This is a genomic window from Jannaschia helgolandensis (genome assembly GCF_900109285.1).
Classification (GTDB): Bacteria; Pseudomonadota; Alphaproteobacteria; order Rhodobacterales; family Rhodobacteraceae; genus Jannaschia; species Jannaschia helgolandensis.
Window position 1 is genome coordinate 1,171,022 of record NZ_FNZQ01000001.1, and the last position, 24,476, is coordinate 1,195,497.

The window sequence follows — 24,476 nt, forward strand, 5'->3', positions numbered from 1 at the left end:
GGCGTACGCGATTCTGAAAGGTCAGAAGCTGCCGGTCGTCAGCCCCTCGGGCTGCCCGACAACGACAAAATGCAGCGCTTCGGGTTTGAGGATGCGGGCGGCGACGCGGCGCACGTCTTCCAGAGTCACGGCGTCGATCTTATCGTTGCGATCGATGATATAATCGATGGGCAACCCGGTCGCCTGCATTCCAACAAGGATGCTGGCGATCCGGGAATTGCCGTCGAAGCGCAGCGGATATGCCCCGGTAAGATAGGTCTTCGCGGCATCAAGCTGCTCCTGCGTGACACCTCCTTCAGAGACCTCCTTCCAGACCGTGCGCACGATTTCGATCGCTTCGGCGGCCTTGTCGTTTGACGATGAAAACTGCCCGAGGATCTGGTTGGTCAGATCGCGCGGGGCAAGATACGTGCCGATACCATAGGTCAGTCCGCGCTTTTCACGCACTTCGGTCATCAGCCGCGAAGCAAACCCCGATCCCCCTAGAATATGGTTCAGGACGAAGGCCGCAAAGTAATCCGGGTCTTCGAAGGCAATGCCGTCCTGGCCGAACAGGACCACCGATTGAGGAGATGGAAAATCCATCACCGTCACCCCCCCGTCCAGCATGGTTTTCACCATCGGGGCAGGTTCGTCGCCGGTCGCGGGCAACCCCCCCAGCAGCGTGTCCAGAAGCGGGCCAAGTTCCTCGGCGGTGATATCGCCGGTAACGCCGACCTGAACCTGGTCGCGGGTCAGGGCACGGGCATGCGCCGCGCGAAGGTCCGCTATGGTCAACCCCGACACAGTTTCGGGCGTGCCTTCCAGTGGCATGCCGTAGGGGTGGCCGGGAAAGCTGAGACCCGCGAAAGTCTTGGACGCGATTTCCTGCGGGTCGCGGGCGGCGGCGGCCAGGCCAGCCAGCACTTGGTCGCGGACCCGCTCCACAGCCGCCTGATCGAAGGTCGGGTCGGTCAGCGCATCCCGCAGAAGGGCAATGCTGGCGTCGCGGTTTTCGGTCAGGAAGCTGATGCCGACGGATACGCTATCGTTGTTGGCATCGAAGGACATCCGCGCAGCCAGCGTTTCGGCGGCTTCGGCAAAGCCCTGACTGTCCAGGTCTGCGGACCCTTCCTCCAGCAGCCCCATCATGAGATAGGTCACGCCGCGCTGGTTCAACGGTTCTTCGTTCGCGCCGCCGCTGAAGCGGATATCGAGGGCGGTGAACGGAATCGAGTCTTCCTCGACCAGCCATGCGGTGATGCCGCCCGGCGACGTCACTTCCTGAATTTCGATCGCCAGCGCCTTGAGCGGCATCAGGACGGCAACAAGAGTGCAAATCAGGCGAATCATTGCGTGGCCTCCGCAGGGTCGGGCTTGGTCAGATATCCGGTCACCGAATAATTCAGGTCGAAGACGCGTTTCGCAGCGGCCAGAATATCGTCTTCGGTCACTCCGTCGATGATGTCGGGCCAGTCCAGAACGTCCTGCACGGTCAGCCCGCTGGTAACGGCGGCTCCGAATTGGCGGGCACGGCCTTGCAGACTGTCGAGGTCGTAGATTGACGCGGCGCGGGCCTGTGACTTGATGCGCGCCAATTGCGCTGGATCGACGCCGTCTTCCAGAATTCTGGCAATCATCCGGTCCATGTCGGCCTCGGCCTCGGGCAGCGTGCGGTCGGGTGTCGGCACGACGATCAGGCCGAAGGTCGTGTCGTCGTATTTCAGCCCGGAATAGAACGCGGAGGTATAAAGCGCCGTGCCCTCGTCCTGTTCCAGAGTGCGGCCCATGATCGACGTGGCCGACGACCCGCCCAGCACGGCGGCCAGAAGGGTCAGCGCGGCGGCCTCGGTCTGGTCGCCCGCATCGCGTTCGGGGGCCAGATAGGTGCGCAGGACATAGGGATTCGACACACGTCCGTCGGTGAAAGTGATGCGCCGGGGAGCCAGTTGCGGCGGCTCGGACGGACGTTCGCGCGGCCCCAGTCCGGGGGTGGGTTCCAGCGGGCCATAATATTTCTCGGCCAGCGCCTGCACTTCGACGGGGTCGACGTCACCGGCGACGACCAGCGTCGCATTGTTGGGGGCGTAATAGGTGCGATAGAAATCCAGCGCATCGTCCAGCGTCAGTTTTTCGACCTCATGTTTCCAGCCGATGATCGGAATGCGGTAGGGATGGTTCAGATACTGCGCCGCACCGCGCATTTCGCTGAACAGTGCGCCGGGGTCGCTGTCGGTGCGCTGTGCGCGCTCCTCCAGAACGACATTCCGTTCGGTCAGCATGTCTTCGGAGTCGAGGACCAGATCGCGCATCCGATCCGCTTCCATCGTCATCATCAACTCCAGCCTGTCCGAGGCGACGCGCTGGAAATATCCGGTGTAATCGTCCGAGGTGAAGGCATTGTCGGACCCGCCCTGTGCCGCGACCACCTCGCTGAATTCGCCGGGGGCAAGGTCGTCGGTGCCCTTGAACATCAGATGTTCCAGAAAATGCGCGATGCCCGACTTGCCCGGCGGCTCGTCCGCAGCTCCGACATTGTACCAGACCATGTGCACCACGACTTCGGCGCGGTTATCCTCGATTACGATGGCCTTCATGCCATTGGCGAGCGTGAAGGTGGTGACGCTGTCGTCCACTGCCTGCGCCGACACGGGCGAAGCAAGGACAAGCGGCACGGCGACAAGGGCGGCGACAAGGCTGGGAACGCGCAAGGGCGGAACCTCCGGAAGGCGTTACAGTCAATGGCAGATAGTCAGGCAGACGCGGGAAAGCAAAGGGGCCGGGTTTGACGGTTCTGTGATCTGCGGGGTCAGGCCGCGCGCGCTGCGCGTCACGATCTCCGGTCGGGGACGCGTGCGGAGATCGAGCCTTTGGCGATTGCCCTGTTTTATTGGACGGTCGCGGGGTCGGGTGGTGCGGCGACGGTGCGTACACCGGCGCGGCGGAGGCGATACAGCTCGGCATATTGATCCAGCGACTGGGACTCGTAAGCCTTGAAATAGACATTCACGTTGAACACCCGTTCCAGAAGGCGACCGTCGTTGGCCCGCCGGAAGTCCAGATCTTCAGCGGCCAGCTGACCCCGGATTGCCGGGTCGACGCCGTACCGGCCCGCAGTGCCGATCAGGGCACGGTCGGCCGCGGAGCCACCGTTCGGATTGCCACCAAGCGCTGCGATGGCTTCGGCCTCGGGCAGGCGGTCGCTGCGATTGCCGCCGCCCGGCGTAGGGGTCGGCAGCACGGCCAGATCCGGCGGGGTTTCAAGCGGACGGGTGGGCAGGATCGAGAACTCGTCCGGCGTCCGGTCCGCCTTGCGGATGTTGAACAGTTTCGGATTGTCCCGCTCGCACGCCGATACGGTCAGTGCCAGAAGTCCCGCCAATGCCAGCCGTCCGATCATCGCAGCCGTTCTCCGTCTCATCATTCCGCCCCGTTCCTAACCCAAGCCCCGCCCCGCGTCACGGGGTCTTTGCCGTCTTATCGTCCGCCCAGAAGATCAGGCCCACCGCGCCTGCGAAAATGAACACATCCGCCAGGTTGAACGCATAGGGGTTTTCGATCCCACAGCATGACATATTCAGCAAATCCGCGACCGCTCCATAGATCAGTCGATCCAGTACGTTCGCCATGGCGCCGCCGACGACCAGCCCCGCGGAGACGAAGGCCATCGGACGCTGGAAGTTCCGTGCCCAGCGGATCAACAGCCCCGACACGATCACGGCCACCGCAATCAGCAGCCAACGGGCCCCGGCGCCCGACAGCAGCCCGAAGTTGATACCCTCGTTCCAGCCCATGCGGAAAACCAGGTATGGCGGGGCGACGGGGATGCTCAACACTGTTTTGAGGTCCATCAGATGGACGACGATCACCTTTGACATCTGGTCGATGCCAAGGGCGGCGAGGGCGGAGAGATACAGCGCGCGCATCAGTGACGAAAGTGCCGCATGCCGGTGAACACCATTGCCAGCCCGGCTTCGTCGGCGGCGGCGATCACCTCGTCGTCTCGCATCGAGCCGCCCGGCTGGATCACGGAGGTCGCGCCCGCCTCGGCTGCGGCCAGCAAACCGTCGGCAAAGGGGAAGAAGGCGTCCGACGCGACGACCGACCCGACCGCCGCCGATTGCGGCAGGCCCAGCACCTCGGCCACGTCGAGCGCCTTGCGCGCCGCGATGCGGCTGCTGTCGACGCGGCTCATCTGGCCCGCTCCGATGCCGACTGTCGCCCCCGCCCTGGCATAGATGATCGCGTTCGATTTGACATGTTTGGCGACATTCCAGGCAAATAACAGATCGGCCAACTGGTCGTCTGTGGGGGCCAGTCTGGTCACGATTTTCAGATCGGCAAGCTCGATATGGCCCGCGTCCTTGTCCTGCACCAGCCAGCCCCCGGCGACCTGTTTCATCGCCCGGCTCGCGGTGCGCGGGTCGGGCAGCGTGCCGGTGGTCAGCAGGCGCAGGTTCTTCTTGCGCCTGAACACCTCGATCGCGGCGTCGGTCGCGGCGGGAGCGATGACGACTTCAGTGAAAATCTCGGCAATCGCGGCCGCCGTCGCTTCGTCCAGCGTGCCGTTGAGCGCGACGATGCCTCCGAACGCCGACGTGCGGTCACAATCGAAGGCACGGGTGTAAGCCTCTGCCAGCGTCGAACCCGTCGCCACACCGCAGGGATTGGCATGTTTGACGATTGCCACAGTGGGCCCGTCGAATTCGGAGACCAGTTCAACAGCGGCATCGGTGTCGTTGATATTGTTGTACGACAGCTCCTTGCCCTGATGCTGCGTCGCGGTGGCGACACCGGGGCGACCGGATCCATCGACATAGAATGACGCGCTCTGGTGCGGATTCTCGCCGTAGCGCAACGTCTGGGCCAGACGGGCACTTGCGGCGATGCGGCGGGGCGTCTGCTCGAAGCGGGCCATCCAGGTCGAGACGGCGGCATCATAGGCGGCGGTCCGGCCATAGGCGATGGACGACTGTCGCTGGCGGAACGGCAGGGTGGTCGCGCCGTCGTTGGCATCGAGTTCGGCCAGAAGGGGGGCGTAATCCTCGGGGTCGGTGATGACGCAGGTAAAGGCCTGGTTCTTGGCCCCGGCCCGGATCATGGCTGGCCCGCCGATATCGATGTTCTCGATGCAGGCGGCGTCATCCGCACCCGAGGCCACCGTTGCCTCGAACGGATAGAGGTTCACCACCAGCAGGTCGATCGCATCTATGCCATGTGCCTCCATCGCAGCCACATGTTCCGGGTTGTCGCGCAGCGCCAGCAATCCGCCGTGGACCGCCGGATGCAGGGTCTTGACCCGCCCGTCCATCATTTCGGGGAAGCCCGTCATTTCAGCTACATCCCGTACTGTAAGCCCGGCATCGCGCAGCGCCTTGGCGGACCCTCCTGTCGACACAAGCTCCACTCCGCGGGCGGACAAAGCCTGCCCGAGGTCGAGAAGTCCGGATTTGTCGGACACGGAGATCAGGGCGCGCTTCAGTGGCACGGCAGACAGGGCGGTTGCGGTCATGGCATTTCAATCCTTGGGTCATCAGACCTCCTCGGCGGGAGACGGCGGCAGGTCCGTCGCCTCTTGCGCGCGAGTCAGGGTCCAGTCGATGGTCGCGGCATAGGCCACCAGCCGGTCGGATAAAACCACCTGTTGCGCCGGGCGCGGTTTCAGACGTCCCTGATCCAGATGCACCGATGCCTCCAGCATCATCGAGATCTCGCGCCCCGGCCGGAATACCCAGACTTCGCCCGACGGCAGGGTCAGCGACACGGCCCGCCCGCCCATGTCGATCTCGGCCTCGGTATCCGGGTGCAGATGGAAGCGCAGGCTGAACGGGATACCGCGAGGGTCGACCTCGGCCAGCTTGTCCTCGAAGACCTCCTTGTCGGCCCCGGTCATGGCGCGCAGGCTGTCTTCGCCATCCAGAACGCGCCCGTCCGTCGACAGGACGAGACGGCGCAGATGCGTCAGCCCGTGACTTTCGGCATAGCCGTTGTGCGACAGGATCACGGTCGAGGCCCGCCGCGAAGCGCTGCGTTGCCATTGGACGCGCGTCGGCGTCTGGATCAGCGGCGCGATCTGGCGCCCGCCCTGCGGCATCAGCGGGCCGACGCGCGACGACGACCAGCCGGTGATTTCCAGCGTCGAATGCGATGCCGTGGCGCGACCGGCGCGGTGCCAGTCCGGCCCGAACGACCCGCCGGGACCGCAGTTGACGATCACCGGGCAATTGCCGCTGGTCAGTTCGAACGCGAGGGTCGAGGCATGGGCCGATCCGCTGGCTTCCCCGGTGGGCGGGGCTGCGGCATCGGCGATCAGCGACGTACGCCCATGGCCCACCGGCACGAAGCCCATCGCCAGACCGCTGTCGTTGCGTGACCTGATGCCCGAGGTGACCAGAACACGGTCCAGTCGTCCGGGCCGCCCGCGCCCGCCGCCGTGGAACCGCGCAAGGCCACCGTCGGCATGGCGCAGGGCGCGCAGGGTCGGAACGATCCGGGCCTGCGCCGCCATAAGCGGGGCGGGCACATCCCCCAGAACCCGCAAGGCGTCGATCGACCAGCCCAGCAGCATCGCGACTTCCAGAAGCGCTTCGGGGTTGCGGGACGCGATGCCGCCCTGTTCGTCCACATCGTCCCGGACCGCCTGCGCAAGCGCCTGTGCCGTCGCCGCCGACAATCCGACCATCCCTTCCAGGGTCAATCCGGCATAGAGAAGCCCGGTCAACGCTTCCATCCGCGGCAGACCCGCGGGGGCGATCTGCCAGTGCGCGCGCAGATATGCCGCCTGCCGATAGAGCATGTCGAAAAATACCGTCTGGTCCCGCGCTTCCATACCGCGCAGCAAGGCGGGTGCATGGCTGATCTGGCGCAGCAGCCGCCGTCCCGTCAGGGTCGGGTCCCAGCCGGGCCCCCTGCCACCGCCGAAGCGCCGCGCCCAGCCAACGACCCAGGCCTGCGCCGCCAGACGTGCCGTGCGCCCGCCTGCGGCCATGACGTCGTCCAGCCAGCCCTGGCCATGCAGCTGCATTTCGAACGGTGTGGATGGCGCGGTCAGATCCCAGGGGCTGGTGCCCGGTGCCTCGACCAGCTGTCCAGCCAGGTGCCACAGCCCCGACAGGATTTGCTGGCCGCGCCGCGCCGATCCGGTGCCGCGCGGTTCGGGTTGCCACACAAGGGAACGCGCGCCCTTGGGCGGGCGCGCCATGGCCACGCGCCAGCCGGTGCGCCATCGGTCGATCAGCGTGTGCCCCGTCATCGGTCCTGCCCGTTGCGGGCCTGTCCCGGCCCCTTGGCGCGCAAGATACGCGCGTTGGGCCGTCCTGTCACGCGGCAGGTAACGGCGTATCTCCGGACGGGCGGCGCAGCACCGCCATATAAAACCCGTCCATCCCGCCGAACTGCGGCCAGAGGTCGGGCAGAAGGCGTAGCCCGTGGGCCGAGGCGGCTTCGGGCGGCAGGCCGAATGCTTCGGGGTCAAGGGCGTCGACGGTCAGACCATCGTGCCGTTTCAAAGCTGCGGAAATCTGATGTTCGCCTTCGACCGGCAACAGCGAACAGGTGCAGAAGACCAGCCGTCCACCCGGTTTCACGAAGGTCAGCGCCCGGTCCAGCAGTCTATATTGCAACTGGGTCAAGGTCTCCACATCGCGGGATTCGCGCAAATGCGGCAGGTCAGGATGGCGGCGGATCGTGCCGGTGGCCGTGCAAGGGGCGTCCAGCAGGACCGCATCGAAAGGCGCGTCGGGTTGCCATGCGAAGGCGTCGGCCTCGACCACTTCGGCGCTCAGGCCGGTGCGCGTCAGATTGGCATGAACCCGCCGGAGCCGCTTGCCCGAGATGTCCAGCGCAGTCACCTGCGCGCCCGCCGCGGCCAGCTGCATCGTCTTGCCGCCCGGTGCGGCACACAGGTCCAGCACCCGCAGTCCCGCGACATCGCCCAACAGGCGGGCGGGCATGGCGGCGGCGGCGTCCTGCACCCACCAGTCGCCCTCGGCAAAGCCTGGCAGAGTGGACACCTGCCCGCCTGACAGCCGTAGCGATCCGGTCGAAAGGGTCACGGCGCCTTCGATCTGACGGTCTTCCGGGATGTCGCCCTTGGGCGTCAGGTCCAGCGGCGCGCCAGTCAGATGCGCCGCCTCGATCGCCTCCAGCCGGGGGCGGGACCACGCCTTGGCCAGCGGTTTGCGCAGCCAGGCGGGCAGAGCCGGGGCGGGCAGGGCGTCCCACGCGCTGCGGTCTTCGGACAGGCCGCGCAACACGGCATTGACCAGACCTGCCTGCTTGTAGGTGCGCGGCGACATCCGCGCCATGGCAACGGCGTCATTGACCACGCCATGCGGTGCGGCTCCGTCCTCGAAAATCTCGACCAGAGCCAGCCGCAGAATATCGCGGATCTTGGCGGCGGGTTGCCGCGCCATCTTGTCTTTCAGAAGCGCGTCGGCCCGGCCCATGTGGCGCAGCACCAGCCCGGCCAGCCGCAGCGCGCGGGCCGCCGCTGGACCGTCCAGCCCCGAGGCCCCGTCGCCCAGCATCCGGCCTTCGCGCAGGACATGTGCCAGCAGGAGGATCGCGCCGGTGCGCGCGGCGAGGCTTTCGGGCATGTCCTTCATGGGGCGGGGGTCCTTGCACGGGAAGACCCGCGACGTATATCCAATTGGTACCCCCGGCAAGGAGCGTCCGATGACCGCGAACAGCACCAGTCCCGAATCGCAGCGTTCAGAACAGCGCGCTGAACCACCGCGGATGTCCGTCGATCCCGATGACCTGCCACAGGCCGCGCCCGATGCACCCGCCTGCCCGACGACGCCGCGTGACCGGGGTATCGACCTGACACCCCTGTCGGCAGAGGCCGAAGCCGCGCGCCGTGCCGCGCTGCCCGATGTGGCCCGCAGAGCGCTGGAGGAGGCCGAGGCCCGTCGTGACGGCGATCTGAAGCTGCCGCCGGAACTGGGGGGGCGCAATGGACCGGAGCCGGTGCGTTACGGCGACTGGGAGCTGAAAGGTCTCGCCATCGATTTTTAACGCAACCGCAGATCGGCCGTGTCTCCGGTTCCCCGGTCGGCCCGAAACCGGATGACGTCGCCCTGCACCGCGACCGTCTGACAGTTCAGGGGAAAATCGCGGATCGCGGACGTCAGTGTTCGGCAGAACAGTCCGTCTCGCCATTGCCATGTCCCCGTGACCTTGAACCCGAATCCGCGCCCGGTGATCGCGCCGTCGGGGGTAACCCGCAGGCCGACGCCATCTCCGGTCAGACGTTTGCCGACCACCAGCGCGACGAAATCTTCGCGGCTTGTCACCGCTTCGAACGCGGCAGCAGGCAGCGGCAGGACGAGGAGGAGGATCAGAAGGACGCGCATGGAAACCTCGGGCATGGATGTGCCGAAGGACATAGCGCGATTTCGTCAACGCATACCCAGAACGTCCAGCATGTCATACGACCCCGGTGGTTTGCCCTGACCCCAGAGCGCTGCCTTCAGCGCCCCGCGCGCGAATACCGACCGATCCGAGGCGACGTGGCGCAGGACGATCCGTTCCCCGTCGGCGGCGAAGACGACATCGTGTTCGCCCACGATATCGCCGCCCCGGATCGCGTGGAAGCCGATGGCCCCGCGTTCGCGAGCCCCGGTGATGCCATCGCGGCCCCGGTCGGACACGTCGTCCAACGACACACCTCGACCTTCTGCCGCCGCTTCGCCCAGCATCAGGGCCGTGCCGGATGGCGCATCGACCTTGTGGCGATGGTGCGCTTCGATCACTTCGATGTCGTAGTAGTCATCCAGCGAGGCCGCGACCTGCCGCACCAGTTGCGTCAGCAGGTTCACGCCCAGTGACATATTCCCCGCGCGAATAATGGTCGCGGTCTGTGCGGCGCGATCCAGCGCGGCAATGTCATCCGCCGACAGCCCGGTCGTGCCGATGACATGGACAGTCCCGACCTGCGCGCACAGGTCCGCCATGGCGACAGTGGCCGCGGGTGTCGTGAAATCGATCACAGCCTGCGCTCGTGCTACGACCGAAATCGGGTCATCCGTGACCGGCACCCCGTTCGGTGCCCCGCCTGTCGCGGTCCCCAGATCCTGTCCGGCCCAGGCGTGGCCCGGTGCCTCGGTCACGCCCGCCAGGTGCATGTCGTCCGACGTCAGGATCAGATCGCACAGCATCCGACCCATGCGGCCAGAACCGCCCATTACCACTATGCCCGGCGCGTCCATCGCGACCTCCTGCCTGTTCGCGGACCTGTCTGCGGGAACCGGGCGCGCCATGCAACGCTTGCACATGGCTCCCTCCGCAAATATCTGCCACCAATTCAGGAGGTATCCGCCATGGCAAGATCCCGCACCGACCAGCCCCGTGGACCGTCGCAGCGCCAGTTGCGGGTCGGCGAACTGATCCGCCGGAAAATGTCCGAAATTCTTTTGCGCGGCGAGATCCATGACGAGGAACTCAACAGCCTGATGATCAGCGTGAACGAGGTGACGGTCAGCGGCGACCTGAAGATCGCGACGGCCTGGGTGCTGCCGCTGGGTGGCGAAAAGAAGGACGAGGCGATTGCCGCGCTCAAACGCTGCAAGGGCGCGCTGCGCCATGCGGTCGGCAAGGACATGACCCTGCGCCATTCGCCCGATCTGCGATTTCGCATCGATGAGACCTACGACCGGATGGACGCCACCCGCGCCCTGTTCGCCGATGAAAAGGTCCAGCGGGATGTGGCCGCGCCGCGTGACGATACGGACGACGAGGAATGAGATACGGAATGGTCCGTGCCGCAGGTTTGCTGGCAGGGATGCTGTTTGCCGCGACGGCGGCGCAGGCCTGCGAACAGGTTACGCACCGGGACCGCAGCTTCACCGTCTGCACCGCTGACCTGACCACGCAGAACATTGCGCTGCGTCTGAACCGGTCAGACGGCATGCCATTGGGCAGCTTCGTGGCGCTGGAACTGGCCACTGACGCGCCGGTCGTATTTGCAATGAACGCGGGCATGTATCACGCCGATCGCCGCCCGGTGGGCCTGTATATCGAAGAGGGCACGACGATCAGGCCTATCGTGACGCGCGCCGGACCCGGCAATTTCGGACTGCTGCCCAACGGTGTGCTCTGTGTCCGCGACGGGCGGGCCGATGTGATCGAATCCCGTGCTTTCGCCGCCGATCCCCCGGCCTGCCGTCAAGCCACGCAATCCGGTCCGATGCTGGTGATCGACGGTGCGCTGCACCCCCGGTTTCTGCCCGACAGTCCGTCATCGAAAATCCGCAACGGCGTCGGCGCGACCTCTGACGGCAAGATCGCCTATTTCGTCATCTCGGATCAGCCGGTGACATTTTACCAGATGGCGACCTTGTATCGGGATGTGCTGGGTGTGCGGAATGCCCTGTTTTTGGATGGGTCAGTCTCGCGCCTGTATGCCCCAGCGCTAAAGCGGGCCGATCCGGGCCGACAGATGGGCCCCATCGTCGTTGTGACGGAGCGCTGAGGTGGGACGTCGCAAAAAGGGCAACCCGGTCCACGGCTGGCTGATCGTCGACAAACCTGCGGGTGTCACGTCGACGCAGGTGGTGGGCAAGGTCCGCTGGGCCCTGGACGCGCAGAAGGCGGGCCATGCCGGAACGCTCGACCCCGACGCCACAGGTGTGCTGGCGGTGGCGCTGGGGGAGGCGACCAAGACGGTGCCCTTCGTGACCGATGCGTTGAAATGCTACCGCTTCCGTGTCACATGGGGGGCCGAGACGACGACGGACGATGCGTCTGGCAGTGTCATGCAGACGTCAGACTGCCGCCATGATGCCGCCGCTCTTGAAGCCGCGCTGGACGCCTTTCGCGGCCCGATCATGCAGGTGCCGCCGCAGGTCTCTGCCGTGAAGGTCGACGGCGAACGCGCCTATGACCTTGCCCGTGAAGGCATCGAAATGGATCTTGCCGCGCGGGAGCTTTTCGTCGACCGGCTCGACGTGATCGCGCAGGATGCGGATGGTGCGGAACTGGAAATGGTATGCGGCAAGGGTGGCTATGTGCGCGCCATCGCCCGTGATCTGGGTCGCGCCCTTGGGTGTCTGGGTCATGTCGCATGGTTGCGCCGCACATGGTCCGGGCCGTTCACGGCCGAGGATGCCGTGTCGCTTTCAGACGTCGAAACGCTGGCCCGCACACCGGAGTTGCACGCGCGCCTGCGCCCCTTGGAACTTGCCCTGCAGGGGATGACCGAATTGCCGGTGTCCGAGACTGCCGCCACCCGACTGCGCCATGGCAATCCGGGTGATGTCTTGCAGGGCGCGGAATATGGCGAGACTTGCTGGGCATCGCATCTGGGGCAGGCGGTCGCTGTGGGCACCTATCGTGCCGGGACGATCCATCCGTCCAGGGTATTTCAGACCTGAATCATCGCGTCGGGCATGGCCCTGCGTCAAGGGCCGCATGATGCCCCCTTGCCAGGGCCGGTCCGGGGCTGGCATCCACCGGACATGATTACCCGAACGCACATCAAGGGCGATGCGCTCTCCACCGCGACCTATTCCGATGACGAGCGCTATCGCTACGATCTGATCCGCACCTGGGACGCATCCGGCGGGCGGATCTCATTCGTCATGCTGAACCCCTCGACCGCGACCGAACTGTCGAACGATCCGACCGTAGAACGTTGTGAGCGCCGGGCGCGCGCGCTGGGTTACGGCGCGTTCAGGGTGACGAACATCTTCGCCTATCGCGCCACTGACCCCCGCGACATGCGCGCACAGGCAGACCCGGTGGGGGGGCCTGCCAACGACGACGCCATCCGCGACGCCGCGCTCTGGGCCGACGTGACGGTCTGCGCCTGGGGCACGCACGGCGCACATCTGGACCGGGGCGCCGCGGTCGAAACCCAGCTGCGCGCGACAGCTCGACCCCTGACAACGCTGGGCCTGTCGAAGGCAGGGCATCCGAAGCATCCCCTCTATATCGGCTACGCCGTTCAGCCCGCCCCCTGGATGCCGACCGGAGAGATGAATTGCAGATGACGCATCACGATATTCTGGCCGACGACGGCACCCGGATCGCCGTGCGCGAAATCGGGTCCGGTCCGCCGCTCGTCCTGCTGCATGGTTTTCCGCAGAACCATCGGTGCTGGTTGCCGGTGGTGCCAGTGCTGGCTGCGACGCGGCGGTGCATTCTGCCCGATCTTCGGGGCTACGGCGACAGCGACGCCCCCGCCGACGATGCAGACCACACCGTTTACTCCAAGCGACGGATGGCCCGCGATCTGGTCGCCGTGCTGGATGCCCTGGGTCTTGATCGTGCCGACGTGGCGGGCCACGACCGGGGCGCACGCGTTGCCTATCGCTTCGCCCTCGATCATCCTGACCGCCTGAACCGGCTTGCCATCCTCGAAGTCATTCCGACCGTCGCCTTCTGGGACGCTTGGTCCGCCGATCTTGCCCAGAAGGCGTATCACTGGAACATGCTGGCGCAGCCCGCACCGTTTCCCGAACGCCTGATTGGCGCCGATCCGACGTTCTGGCTCGATTGGACCCTGTCCGCCTGGACGCTGACCCGATCGCTCGCCCCGTTCGAGGCCGAAGCCATGACAAGTTACCGTGCGCAGGCTGCCGATCCTGAGCGTTTGACAGCCATGTGCGCGGACTACCGCGCGGGGTTTCACACCGATCGTGGCATAGATGCCGCTGATCGTGCGGCGGGCCGCAAGTTCGCGGCACCGATGCTGTTTCTCTGGGCGCAACACGGCTTTCCGGCGTCGACGGGCGACCCGGCGGCGATCTGGCGCGACTGGGCAGATCGGGTCATCGACAGCCCCGTCCCATCAGGCCATTTCGCGATGGAAGAGGCGCCGCAGCAGGTCGCGGCCGCCCTGGACGCCTTTTTCGATTAGGTCATCCGGCCCGGAATGGCCGCGCGCCCGAAGGCGCGGGGCGTCGGATCGGAGGCCTGCATCGCTCAGGCGGCGACGTTGGATGTCATCGGTGCGGCAGATGCCTGTGCCGCCAAGACGACCGGATCTACGTTCAGATCGGCTTCGGACAGAATGATGACGTCGGGGTTCAGTCCCTGTGCCCCGGTCACCCGCGCTACTTCGATACCGTCGAGCAGGATCAATGCGCCGGTGCCATCGGCAAAATCAGTGACGGTCACGACCGGCGCGGGACCCGCGTCGACATCGTAGAAAACCTCGATGCCGTCGCTGGTCGCATCGAAATCGGTGATGACAGCGGGAGTGCCTGCCCCGATATACGTCCCGATGCCGAAGGTATCCGCACCCGGCCCGCCACTCGCGGTGTCACCCGCGCCCACCACAATCAGATCGTCCCCCGATCCACCGTCAAGGCTGTCGGGGTCGTCCTGATCCAGTGGACCGAACCGATCACCGTCCGAGAACGTCCCGTCAAGGATGTCGTCCCCGATGCCGCCCAGCAAAGTGTCTTCGCCGGATCCCCCGATCAACAGGTCGTTGCCGCGTCCGCCGTTCAGAATGTCGTCGTCATCGCCACCCAGAAGGATGTCGTTACCGCCTTCACCGTCGAGACGGTCCGCGCCGCTCTCACCCGCCAGCAGATCGCTTCCGAAGCCGCCTGCAAGGCTGTCATTGCCTGCATCGCCCAGAAGGATGTCATTGCCGCCTTTGCCGTGCAGGTCGTCGTCGCCCGTGCCGCCGTTGAGGGAATCGTTGTCGGCACCTCCATCCAGAAAGTCATCGCCTTCGCCGCCGATCAGCGTGTCGAGACCATCGTTCCCGCGAAGCGCGTCGGAGCCCGCACCGCCTTCAAGCGAGTCGTCGCCGTCGCCGCCATACATGAGATCGCTGCCGTCCAGGCCGAATACCGCATCCGCGCCAGTGCCGCCGCGGATCGTGTCGTCGCCATTGTCGCCCGTAATCAGGTCGTCGCCGCCGAATCCCGAAAGGTCGTCATTGCCGTCGCCTCCAGTGATCGAATCATTTCCCGCCGCGCCGACAAGGATATCATTGCCGTTCGTTCCGATCAGAACATCGCCATCGTCGGCGTTATTGTTACCGTCACCGCTGCTGTCTGAGGACGGATCGGACTCGTCATCGTCGGATAGTGTAAAAATGCTTCCGATCAACAGAAGCCCGGCAAGTGCTAGCAGACCCGTCATGGCAAACCCCCAGAAAAAACCAGGCATGCCCTGCATGCCCCGGCAGATACCATAAGTGGCGAAAGAGGGGAGGCACAGGCAAAATGTGGCGCTCAAGGTGAAGAAATATGTTTTAAAATAGGCTCTTATTCAAATATCGCAACAATTGACGCGACGAGCATCCATTGTTTCAATCGTTTAGGACGACGAACGTATGGGTGGTATATTGCCAACCTGCCTCACCCGATTTGAACTAACTGAATGTGGTCCAGACTCAGGTCAGGTGTTCCGGCCAAACGTGCGACGATCACATCGTCCACCTCGATGTGCGTTTCAGTCCCATTCGGGACAATCCTGAAAACCGGGATGCCGTCGCCCTCGAACATTATTTCAATGGCATCTTCCACCGGATCGAAATCCTCGATCACAGGGGCATCGTCCAGCGCCCCGCCTGTTCCGAATTGCGCCACCGACGCGGCGCGGAACAGATAGAGATCCTCGCCAGAGCCGCCCATCAGAGTATCGCCGTTGCTGCCGGCAAGGGTATCGTTCCCTTCACCGCCCAGCAGCCTGTCGCCGGTGTCGCGGTCCAGGCCAGTGTCACTGTCGAGGACCGACCCGTCCAGCAGGTCATCGCCCGCACCACCTACAAGCGTATCGCGGCCCTCGCCGCCGAACAGGCGGTCGTTGCCGTCGCCACCGTCAATCAGGTCGTCTCCGTCACCGCCCGACAGAAGATCGTCGCCCGTATCGCCGTGCAGGGTATCGTCTCCGCCATCGCCGTGCAGCTGATCCGAACCGCTGCCGCCGGACAGGACATCATTGCCGTCACCGCCGGTCATGTCGTCGGCTGACCCGTTGCCAAGCATTGCATCGCCGTCCAAGTGGATTGGCCCGGCTGACGACCCGGCCATCCCGTCGGTCAGGTGATCGCCGGCGATCTGATCGCGGGGCGGCGCATCCGGCACGATTTCATCGAGGTCCCCGATGGGTATGACAGGTAGGCCGGAAATGGCGTCCGCGTCGGCCCCGACATTTTGTAGCGTGGCAGCGGGCGAAGTGGTTTCCCCGTCCCCGAGCATATCCAGAAGGCTGCCGCCCGAGGCTTCCTCCGAGGTTTCCTCGGCGTCAGCATCGGTGGCGTCGTCCGCTTCCGACGATTCGTCAGGAAACGGCATCGCGACCATCATGCCGGACACGAACAGTCCGACCAGACCTGCAAGAAGAAACATCGTATCACCTCGTGAACGGCGCATGGCCGTGGAAACTGCACCCCGGTTCCCGGTTCATTCCGTCATGGCGCCCCCCGTTCTACCCTCCGGACCGTAATCAAAACATTAATGCCCGCCAACTTGTGCCCTGGGCTTTTCATATTGGGCGACAACGTGTATGCGCGCCCTTCTCCAAGGGCCTTGCTGGACGACATCCCGGCCTGCGCCATTCCTCAAACCTCAAGGAGCCCCCGATGTCGATTACCGTTGAAGAGAAGAACCGCCTGATCAAGGAATTCGCGACCAAGGAAGGCGACACCGGTTCGCCCGAGGTCCAGATCGCGATCCTGACCAGCCGCATCACCACCCTGACCGAGCACTTCAAGACCCACAAGAAGGACAACCACTCGCGTCGTGGTCTTCTGATGATGGTCGCGCAGCGCCGCAAGTTGCTGGATTACGCACGCGGCAAAAGCGAAGAACGCTATCAGGACCTGATCAAGCGTCTTGGCATCCGCCGCTGACCTGCGCATGATCGAATTCCAAAGGGCCGCGCTGTCAGGGTGCGGCCCTTTTTGCGTCTTGCAAACGGCCGCCGGATATATCGTTTCTCTGCGCGACAAGATGCAGTCTTCTACCGCCTTCCCAACCGCGCGCAACTCCGCTACACGCCCTCCATCTGAGACGTGACGCTTCGATCCCGGCGCATGAAACGATGACAGGGGTCGGCGGCAATGGGGCCGCCATTCAACGACGCACTGGCAGGGGCCAGCGGGCGTCAGACAGGATACGAAATGTTCAACATCGTTAAAAAAGAGATCGAGTGGGGTCATGACACCCTGACGCTCGAAACCGGCAAGGTCGCGCGTCAGGCTGACGGCAGCGTCATCGCCACCTACGGCGAGACGTCCGTGATGGCCGCCGTCACCTATGCCAAGGCGCAGAAGCCCGGACAGGACTTCTTCCCGCTGACCGTTCACTACAATGAAAAATACTATGCCGCGGGCAAGGTCCCCGGTGGCTTCTTCAAGCGTGAAGCGCGCCCGACCGAGAAAGAGACGCTGACATCGCGCCTCATCGACCGTCCGCTGCGCCCGCTGTTCGTACCGGGCTTCAAGAACGAAGTCCTCGTGATCTGCACCGTGCTGTCGCACGATCTGGAAAACGACCCGGACATCGTCGCCATGATCGCCGCCTCCGCCGCACTGACGATTTCCGGCGCGCCCTTCATGGGCCCGATCGCCGGTGCCCGCGTCGGTTTCGTCGATGGCGACTACATCCTGAACCCGTCGGTCGACGACATGCAGGATCTCAAGAACAACCCCGAGCAGCGTCTCGACCTTGTGGTGGCCGGCACCAAAGATGCCGTGATGATGGTCGAATCCGAAGCCTACGAGATGTCGGAAGCCGAGATGCTGGGCGCCGTGAAGTTCGGTCACGAACAGATGCAGCCGGTTCTGGACCTGATCATCGATCTGGCGGAATCCGCCGCGAAGGAGCCGTTCAATTTCCAGGCTCCCGATTATTCGGACCTGTTCGCTGCGGTCAAAGCCGCCGGTGAAGACCAGATGCGTGCCGCCTATGCGATCACCGACAAGCAGGAGCGGACGTCTGCCGTTTCCGCCGCCAAGGATGCCATCAAGGCGACCCTGACGGACGAGCAACTGGACGATCCGAACCTCGGTACCGCGCTGAAGAAGCTGGAATCGGCGGTTCTGCGCGGCGATGTCGTCAAGAACGGCAAGCGGATCGACGGGCGCGCCCTCGACACCGTGCGCGCCATCGAATCCGAAGTTGGCCTGCTGCCCCGGACGCATGGGTCCGCCCTGTTTACCCGTGGCGAGACGCAAGGCTTGGTCGTGACCACGCTGGGCACCGGCGATGATGAGCAGTTCATCGACGCGTTGCACGGCAATTTCAAATCCAACTTCCTGCTGCATTACAACTTCCCTCCCTATTCGGTTGGCGAAGTCGGTCGCTTCGGCCCTCCGGGGCGTCGCGAAATCGGCCACGGCAAGTTGGCTTGGCGTGCGCTTCAGGCGGTTCTGCCGTCGGCGACGGACTTCCCCTATACCATTCGTCTGGTGTCCGAGATCACGGAATCCAACGGCTCCTCCTCGATGGCGTCAGTCTGCGGCGGTTCGCTGTCGATGATGGACGCGGGCGTTCCGCTGAAAGCACCTGTCGCCGGTGTGGCCATGGGTCTGGTGATGGAAGAGGATGGTGAGTTCGCCGTCCTGACCGACATTCTTGGCGACGAGGATCACCTCGGCGACATGGACTTCAAGGTCGCGGGCACCGAAGCGGGCATCACCTCTCTCCAGATGGACATCAAGATTGCCGGAATTACGCCCGCGATCATGGAAAAGGCTTTGGAGCAGGCCAAGGCAGGCCGGATCCACATCCTTGGCGAAATGGCCAAGGCGCTGACCGCAGGCCGGACCGAGTTTTCGGCCCATGCCCCGCGCATCGAAACGATGCAGATCCCGACGGACAAGATCCGGGAAGTCATCGGATCGGGGGGCAAGGTCATCCGCGAGATCGTCGAGATGTCGGGCGCCAAGGTCGATATCCAGGATGACGGAACGATCAAGATCGCGTCCGCCAACGGCGAGGCCATCCAGAAGGCCTACGATATGATCCACTCGATCGTAGCCGAGCCGGAAGAGGGCAAGGTCTACAAGGGCAAGGTCGTGAAGATTGTCGACTTCGGTGCCTTCGTGAACTTCTTCGGCAAGCGGGACGGCCTTGTCCACGTCAGCCAGATCGAGAACCGCCGCCTGAACCATCCGTCCGATGTTCTGAAAGAAGGACAGGACGTCTGGGTCAAGCTGCTGGGCTTCGACGATCGTGGCAAGGTCCGTTTGGCCATGAAGATGGTCAATCAGGAAACCGGTGAAGAGCAGGCGAGCGAAGACGCCGAATAAGGCGGAACGTTCCGGCAATGCGATAGGCCCCGGCGGCATGCCGGGGCCTATTTCGTTGGAGGTTCGGCAAGCGGGCTCCTCACCTCGGTTGTCTCGTGGAGTCGTGGATATCGTGCCTGCGGAGCCGGACATCACGCTGAAGGAGTTGGCCACAGCGCTGTCCGAAACCGAAAGGGTTCAGGTGAAACTGTCATCGCTGCACCGTGCTCTGGGTCGCGCCCTGGGTCATCGCCGGGGTTATGAACGGTCCGGCATTCGACACTGACATCGAAACACAACCGGTCCCCGAACTCGAACCCGGCACCGTTGTCATCCTCGATAACCTGTCCACCCATAAAGGCCCGCCGGCAGCAGAGGCCATGAAAAGACACGTTTGTTGGCACTTGTTCCTGCCGCCATACAGTCCCGATCCTAGGTGTTTAGTCCCGGAAATTGGCGTTCCCGAAGCTCAAATCCCACTTGCGACGGATCGGGGCCAGAACTTCCAACGCTCTGTTTGAAGCTCCTGGCGACATCTGCGACCTCTTCGATCCACAGGAATGCTGGAACTCCGTCAAGGCTGCTGGATATGCCTCAGGTTTAGGATGCGGCGTCACCGCGCCCATATCGCGCGATCAGACCGCGCGCCGAATTCGATTTCGGACGCCAGAGTCCTCGGTCTATGGCCTCGCACAGGCGATCCGCGATGTCAGCCAGGGCCGGGGCGTTGACGGCTTCGATGAAATCGCGGGTCGCATCGTCTTCCAGGATGGCGGCGGCGACCAGATCGAAGTGGTGGTCGCGGACGGCTCCGGTCGTGGCGGCGAAGGCAAAGAGGTAATCGACGGTCGCGGCAATCTCGAACGCGCCCTTGTAACCGTGGCGTTTGACGCCCTCGATCCATTTCGGGTTCACCACCCTTGAACGGACCACGCGGCCGATCTCGTCCTCCAGCGTGCGGATGACGGGGCGTTCGGGGCGGGAATGGTCGTTATGGTAGACGGGGCGCTTGGTGCCTTGCAGCATCTCGACCGCCGCCGCCGCCCCGCCTTCGAACTGGTAGTAGTCGTCTGAATCGAGCAGGTCGTGTTCGCGGTTGTCCTGGTTCTGGACCACGGCCTCGACCTGTCCGAGACGCTGACGCAGGCCATCGTGATCCGGCGCGCCCTCGCCGGTGCCATAGGCATAGCCGCCCCATTCGACATAGGCGCGGCCCAGATCGGCGGGGTCAGCCCAGAGTTTTTCATCGATCATTGCCTGAAGACCTGCGCCATAAGCTCCGGGTTTGGAGCCGTAGACGCGGGCGGCGCTCTGGCCTGCGCGAAAACGCTCTGCTGCCGGATTGTCCGCTGCCGGTTCATCAAGCGCCTGAACAGCACGGGCGGCACTGTCGACCAGGGCCATCTGCTGCGGGAAGGCGTCGCGGAAAAACCCCGATACGCGCAAAGTCACATCGACGCGGGGGCGGCCCAATGCGGTGGCGGGAATGATTTCGAAACCGACGACGCGGCGGTTGGCGCTGTCCCATTGCGGTTTTACGCCCATCAGGGCCAGCGCCTGCGCGATGTCGTCGCCGCCGGTCCGCATGTTTGCGGTGCCCCAGGCGGTTACCAGCATGGCGCGGGGCCAGTCACCATGATCCTGAAGGTGGCGTTCGACCAATAGCGATGCGGATTTCCAGCCGAGTTTCCAGGCTGTCGGCGTCGGAACCGCGCGGCTGTCCACGGAATAGAAGTTGCGGCCCGTTGGCAGGACATCGGGCCGTCCGCGTGTGGGTGCGCCGGAGGGTGCGGGGGCGACAAAACGCCCCGAAAGGGCAGTGAGCAGGCCCGTTCCTTCGGCCGGACCGCAGGCACGGAGGCGGGGCAGGATGTCAGTGTGGATCGCTTCGAGAACGGGGCGGGTATTGGTGAAATGCGCGGGATGCTCATCCCATTGGACCGCCATCTGCGCCAACCCCTCCAACCGTTCGACGGTGTCGCCGTTGCTGCGCCAGGTGCCGCCGCCGACCGCCTGCAAAAACTTGTGGCGCGGCCCGGTGTAGGGCGTGGCCATGTCGCAATCGAGCGGATCGATATCGACGCCGCAATCCCTGGCAAGCGCGCGGATCAACGATGCGTCCTCCGGAGCTTGGCCGCGCGGCAGACGGACGAGCGCGATGAGCAGATCCCGCTCCAGCGTGCCTTCGGGGGATTGGCCGAAGATGTGAAGGCCATCCCGGATTTGCGCTTCCTTCAAATCGCACAGGTAGGCATCGAGTATGGCAAGGTCGCCGTCGTCGCCCGTCATGCCCGCGTCAGTGTCGAGGCCGGTGACAGACGCGAGGCTGAGGATTTCCTGCCGCAGCAGGTCGATACGGCGCGGGTCGACGCCCGCGGCTTCGTAATATTCGTCCACCAGCGCTTCGAGGTCGCGCATCGGCCCATAGCTTTCGGCGCGCGTCAAAGGTGGCGTCAGGTGGTCGATGATAACGGCCTGGGCGCGGCGCTTGGCCTGCGTTCCCTCGCCGGGATCGTTGACGATGAACGGATAGACATGGGGCAGGGGGCCGAGCGCGATTTCCGGCCAGTCGGTGTCGCCCAGAGCAATGGCTCGGCCCGGCAGCCATTCGAGATTGCCGTGCTTGCCCATGTGAACGATGGCGTCGGAATTGGCGCGCAGCCAGGCGTAGAACGCAAGGTAGTTGTGCGGCGGCACAAGGTCGGGGGAATGGTAGCTGTCAGTCGGATCGACGTTGTAACCACGCGCCGGTTGCAGGGCCACTACGACTTTACCGAAACGGTGGATGGACAGGGCAAATGTACCGTCCGGGCCGTCGGTCGGAGCCTCGCGCGGGAATAGGTCGGGAGCAAAGAAAGGATCGGCTTCTGGCTGTCCCCAGCGATCTTCTATCTGTTGGCGGGCTGTCAGGGGGAGGGTGTCGTAGAAGCTGCGGTAGTCGGTGAGGGACAGGCGCTCGCCGCCTGTTCTGTCGGCGCGGTCGGTCAGCCAGTTGGTCGGGCCCGCCATGATCTGCGCCATCAGCGCAGCGCTGTCTGCAGGGGCATATGTGTCGTAGTCTGCCTGCGCCAGTAGGTTCAGGACGTGGACAGTTGCGGCAGGCGTGTCGAGGCCGACGCCGTTGGCCAATCGCCCGTCGCGGTTCGGGTAGTTCGCCAGCACCAAAGCGACACGGCGGTCGGGCGCGGGCGTGCGGCGCAGGCGGCACCAATTCGCCATGAGGTCCGCCACGAAAGTGATGCGGTCGCCCTGCGCCTTCCACGTGGCGATGGGGCATTGGGTGGCTTCGTCGAAGAATGCCTCGCCCTTGAAGCCGATGGCGCGGGTCAGAATGCGCCCATCCAGTTCGGGCAGGGCGACATTCATCGCGATATCGCGCGCCGACAGGCCGGTCAGGCCGTCCTGCCATGCGCTTTCGGTTCCGCCGGACAGCACGGCCTGAAACACCGGAGCATTGTTGGCGAAGGGCGCGGCCAGTGGATTCGCAGCGGGATCGCCCACGGCGAAGCTTGTCAGGTTGACGATGGCATCGGGGGCCATCGCGGTGAAAAGCGACTCCAGCGTGGCCTGACTGACCGGGTCCTTCAGCGAGGCGACGAACACCGGCATCGGGTTCAGACCGGCACGCAGCAGGGCTTTGACGAGGCGATTGACCGGGTTCAGACCCGCCCCTTGCAGCAGAGCGCGATAGAACACGATCGGCACGACAGGAGCGTCTTCTGTCCAATGGTCGCGCAGGGTGATGGCGGTCGCATCGGATATGCCGGGCCAGTAGAGACCGGCGCGCAGAAGGGGCCGGGCCGGGGCCGGACGCCCTGTTCCGTCAATCATCGCACGGGCGTGAGTCAGGAAAGTGGTGGCGTTCTGCGATCCGCCCTCGACCAGACAGGACCACAGGGCGTCGTAGTCGTCGGGCGCGACGGTAGACAGGTCGCGCAGTTCGGGATCGGGTTTGTCGTCGCCGGGCAGAGCCGCGAACGGCACGCCCGCTTCGTGCAGGCGGGCGGCGTACTGCTCCAGGCCATAGGTCCAGTAGCCGCGCCCGCCCAGAATGCGCGCAACCACCAGTTTCGATTTCGTCGCGCAGGCGTCCAGATGCAGGTCCACCGACATTGGGTGGCGCAGGTGCATCAGACTGGCCAATCGCAGGCTGGGGGCCTTTGTCATCGTCGCCCGTGCTTCGGACAGGGCGGCGAGTTCGGTGTCCGCCGCCGTGATCACCACGAGGTCCGCCGGAGTCTGGCCCAGATCCACCGGTTCGCCGTCGTCGATGGCTCCGGGTGTGGCGGCGAGCAGATGCATGGCGGTCTCCTTCACGCGGGGGTTTGCGGGAGCCGCCGGTTGGGTGCAAGAGGGGCCAAAGCAGGAGCATCCCATGACGCAGACACACAGCACGATCCCCGTTCACATGACTGACGAAGTTGCGACTGCCCTGACGCAGGGCCGTGCCGTGGTGGCGCTGGAATCCACGATCATCAGTCACGGTATGCCCTGGCCGCGCAATGCCGAGGTCGCCTTGCAGGTTGAACAGGCCGTACGCGATCAAGGAGCGGTTCCGGCCACCATAGCCGTGATCGACGGACACCTGTGTGCGGGTTTGACCGCCGATCAGGTCGAGCGGCTGGGCCGCGACACCGGCGTCGTCAAGGCAGCTTCTCGTGATCTGGCGGCCTGTATCGTCAAGGGCCGCACGGCGGGCACGACGGTCAGCGCGACGATGCGGATCGCGTCGCTGGCCGGGATCGGGGTGTTTGCGACAGGCGGGATCGGGGGGGTGCACCGGGGCGATGGGATGGACATCAGTGCCGACCTGACCGAGCTGGCCGCGACGGATGTGCTGGTTGTTTGCGCCGGTGTGAAGTCGATCCTGGACATTCCGCGCACAATCGAGGTGTTGGAGACACTGCGCGTGCCGGTCATGACCTTCGGATCGGACGAGTTTCCGGCGTTCTATACGCCCCATTCCGGCGTCATCGCGGGGGAGCGGTTCGACGATCCGGCACAAATCGCGGCGGCACGGGCTGCGAATGCGGCTTTGGGGATGGGAACGGGAATGCTGGTGGCCAATCCGATTCCGGTGGAACACGCGCTAGATGCGGCGGAGATTGGTGCGACGATCGAAGAGGCCTTGGTGGCAGCAGAGGACGAGGGGATCAGCGGCAAGGATGTAACGCCGTTCCTGTTGGGACGGCTCAACCTCGTGACCGAGGGGAAGGCATTGGGGGCAAATATCGAACTGGTGCTGAACAATGCGCGACTGGCCGCGCGGATCGCCGTGGCGGCGTTGGCCTGACACGCT

22 protein-coding genes are annotated in these 24,476 nt (G+C 64.7%); 10 read left to right on the forward strand and 12 right to left on the reverse strand.

Annotated features, from left to right (window positions below; genetic code table 11):
* Positions 1-21: 21 nt before the first annotated feature.
* From BMY38_RS05760 to BMY38_RS05790, 7 genes are all read right to left on the reverse strand, one after another.
* Positions 22-1,332: a M16 family metallopeptidase gene (locus tag BMY38_RS05760; RefSeq protein WP_092760572.1), complete on the reverse strand. Its 1,311-nt coding sequence runs from the start codon at positions 1,330-1,332 to the stop codon at positions 22-24.
* Complete coding sequence (locus BMY38_RS05765) at positions 1,329-2,690, reverse strand: M16 family metallopeptidase (protein WP_245737505.1); 1,362 nt, start codon at positions 2,688-2,690, stop codon at positions 1,329-1,331. The genes BMY38_RS05760 and BMY38_RS05765 overlap by 4 nt, the downstream gene beginning before the upstream one ends.
* Before the next feature lie 176 nt (positions 2,691-2,866).
* Positions 2,867-3,400 (reverse strand): DUF3035 domain-containing protein, encoded by a 534-nt coding sequence (locus BMY38_RS05770; protein WP_245737506.1) that lies wholly within the window; start codon positions 3,398-3,400, stop codon positions 2,867-2,869.
* A gap of 37 nt (positions 3,401-3,437) precedes the next feature.
* The gene (gene lspA / locus BMY38_RS05775) at positions 3,438-3,905 is read right to left on the reverse strand and encodes a signal peptidase II (RefSeq protein WP_092760576.1); all 468 of its coding nucleotides are present in this window, start codon (positions 3,903-3,905) and stop codon (positions 3,438-3,440) included.
* Positions 3,905-5,491 (reverse strand): bifunctional phosphoribosylaminoimidazolecarboxamide formyltransferase/IMP cyclohydrolase, encoded by a 1,587-nt coding sequence (gene purH, locus BMY38_RS05780; RefSeq protein ID WP_092760578.1) that lies wholly within the window; start codon positions 5,489-5,491, stop codon positions 3,905-3,907. Before purH ends, lspA begins: the two co-directional genes overlap by 1 nt.
* A gap of 21 nt (positions 5,492-5,512) precedes the next feature.
* Positions 5,513-7,231: a heparinase II/III family protein gene (locus BMY38_RS05785; protein WP_092760580.1), complete on the reverse strand. Its 1,719-nt coding sequence runs from the start codon at positions 7,229-7,231 to the stop codon at positions 5,513-5,515.
* A 67-nt stretch (positions 7,232-7,298) separates the two neighbouring features.
* Positions 7,299-8,585 (reverse strand): RsmB/NOP family class I SAM-dependent RNA methyltransferase, encoded by a 1,287-nt coding sequence (locus BMY38_RS05790; RefSeq protein ID WP_342707738.1) that lies wholly within the window; start codon positions 8,583-8,585, stop codon positions 7,299-7,301.
* A gap of 70 nt (positions 8,586-8,655) precedes the next feature.
* Here BMY38_RS05790 and BMY38_RS18600 point away from each other — a divergent pair, with 70 nt between their 5' ends.
* Positions 8,656-8,997, forward strand: coding sequence for a DUF1674 domain-containing protein (locus BMY38_RS18600; RefSeq protein WP_342707739.1), 342 nt, complete (start codon positions 8,656-8,658; stop codon positions 8,995-8,997).
* Here BMY38_RS18600 and BMY38_RS05800 read toward each other — a convergent pair.
* Together BMY38_RS05800 and dapB are read right to left on the reverse strand one after the other, a co-directional pair.
* Positions 8,994-9,335 carry a hypothetical protein gene (locus BMY38_RS05800; protein WP_092761263.1) on the reverse strand — a complete coding sequence of 114 codons (342 nt, stop codon included), beginning with the start codon at positions 9,333-9,335 and terminating at the stop codon, positions 8,994-8,996. The two genes, BMY38_RS18600 and BMY38_RS05800, sit on opposite strands and share 4 nt — an antisense overlap.
* 45 nt (positions 9,336-9,380) lie before the next feature.
* Positions 9,381-10,190: a 4-hydroxy-tetrahydrodipicolinate reductase gene (gene dapB / locus BMY38_RS05805; protein ID WP_092760582.1), complete on the reverse strand. Its 810-nt coding sequence runs from the start codon at positions 10,188-10,190 to the stop codon at positions 9,381-9,383.
* Positions 10,191-10,301: 111 nt separating this feature from the next.
* Here dapB and rbfA point away from each other — a divergent pair, with 111 nt between their 5' ends.
* The 5 genes from rbfA (at position 10,302) to BMY38_RS05830 (ending at position 13,840) form a co-directional block, all read left to right on the forward strand.
* Positions 10,302-10,724: a 30S ribosome-binding factor RbfA gene (rbfA, locus tag BMY38_RS05810; RefSeq protein ID WP_092760584.1), complete on the forward strand. Its 423-nt coding sequence runs from the start codon at positions 10,302-10,304 to the stop codon at positions 10,722-10,724.
* An 8-nt stretch (positions 10,725-10,732) separates the two neighbouring features.
* Positions 10,733-11,452, forward strand: a complete 720-nt coding sequence (locus BMY38_RS05815) for a phosphodiester glycosidase family protein (RefSeq protein WP_092760586.1) — start codon at positions 10,733-10,735, stop codon at positions 11,450-11,452.
* 1 nt (position 11,453) lies between these two features.
* Entirely contained in the window at positions 11,454-12,353 is a 900-nt protein-coding gene (gene truB, locus BMY38_RS05820; protein WP_092760588.1) for a tRNA pseudouridine(55) synthase TruB, read from the forward strand.
* A gap of 84 nt (positions 12,354-12,437) precedes the next feature.
* Complete coding sequence (locus BMY38_RS05825) at positions 12,438-12,971, forward strand: DUF1643 domain-containing protein (protein WP_092760590.1); 534 nt, start codon at positions 12,438-12,440, stop codon at positions 12,969-12,971.
* Complete coding sequence (locus BMY38_RS05830) at positions 12,968-13,840, forward strand: alpha/beta fold hydrolase (RefSeq protein WP_092760592.1); 873 nt, start codon at positions 12,968-12,970, stop codon at positions 13,838-13,840. The genes BMY38_RS05825 and BMY38_RS05830 overlap by 4 nt, the downstream gene beginning before the upstream one ends.
* Before the next feature lie 65 nt (positions 13,841-13,905).
* Here BMY38_RS05830 and BMY38_RS05835 read toward each other — a convergent pair whose 3' ends face one another.
* Positions 13,906-15,081, reverse strand: coding sequence for a calcium-binding protein (locus BMY38_RS05835; RefSeq protein WP_175495778.1), 1,176 nt, complete (start codon positions 15,079-15,081; stop codon positions 13,906-13,908).
* A 218-nt stretch (positions 15,082-15,299) separates the two neighbouring features.
* Positions 15,300-16,292: a calcium-binding protein gene (locus tag BMY38_RS05840; protein ID WP_175495779.1), complete on the reverse strand. Its 993-nt coding sequence runs from the start codon at positions 16,290-16,292 to the stop codon at positions 15,300-15,302.
* 233 nt (positions 16,293-16,525) lie between these two features.
* Between BMY38_RS05840 and rpsO the strand changes: the two genes are divergently transcribed.
* The 3 genes from rpsO to BMY38_RS18680 all read left to right on the forward strand — a co-directional run bounded on the left by rpsO (position 16,526) and on the right by BMY38_RS18680 (position 19,698).
* Complete coding sequence (gene rpsO, locus BMY38_RS05845) at positions 16,526-16,795, forward strand: 30S ribosomal protein S15 (RefSeq protein ID WP_092643522.1); 270 nt, start codon at positions 16,526-16,528, stop codon at positions 16,793-16,795.
* Positions 16,796-17,065: 270 nt separating this feature from the next.
* Positions 17,066-19,198: a polyribonucleotide nucleotidyltransferase gene (gene pnp / locus BMY38_RS05850; protein ID WP_092761265.1), complete on the forward strand. Its 2,133-nt coding sequence runs from the start codon at positions 17,066-17,068 to the stop codon at positions 19,196-19,198.
* A gap of 203 nt (positions 19,199-19,401) precedes the next feature.
* Positions 19,402-19,698, forward strand: a complete 297-nt coding sequence (locus BMY38_RS18680) for a transposase (RefSeq protein ID WP_092760598.1) — start codon at positions 19,402-19,404, stop codon at positions 19,696-19,698.
* Positions 19,699-19,777: 79 nt separating this feature from the next.
* Here the strand turns inward: BMY38_RS18680 and cobN are convergent, their stop codons facing one another.
* Complete coding sequence (gene cobN / locus BMY38_RS05860; protein ID WP_092760600.1) at positions 19,778-23,479, reverse strand: cobaltochelatase subunit CobN; 3,702 nt, start codon at positions 23,477-23,479, stop codon at positions 19,778-19,780.
* A 73-nt stretch (positions 23,480-23,552) separates the two neighbouring features.
* On the opposite strand from cobN, the gene BMY38_RS05865 reads away from it, so the two are divergent.
* Complete coding sequence (locus tag BMY38_RS05865) at positions 23,553-24,470, forward strand: pseudouridine-5'-phosphate glycosidase (RefSeq protein WP_092760602.1); 918 nt, start codon at positions 23,553-23,555, stop codon at positions 24,468-24,470.
* The last annotated feature ends 6 nt before the right edge of the window (positions 24,471-24,476 follow it).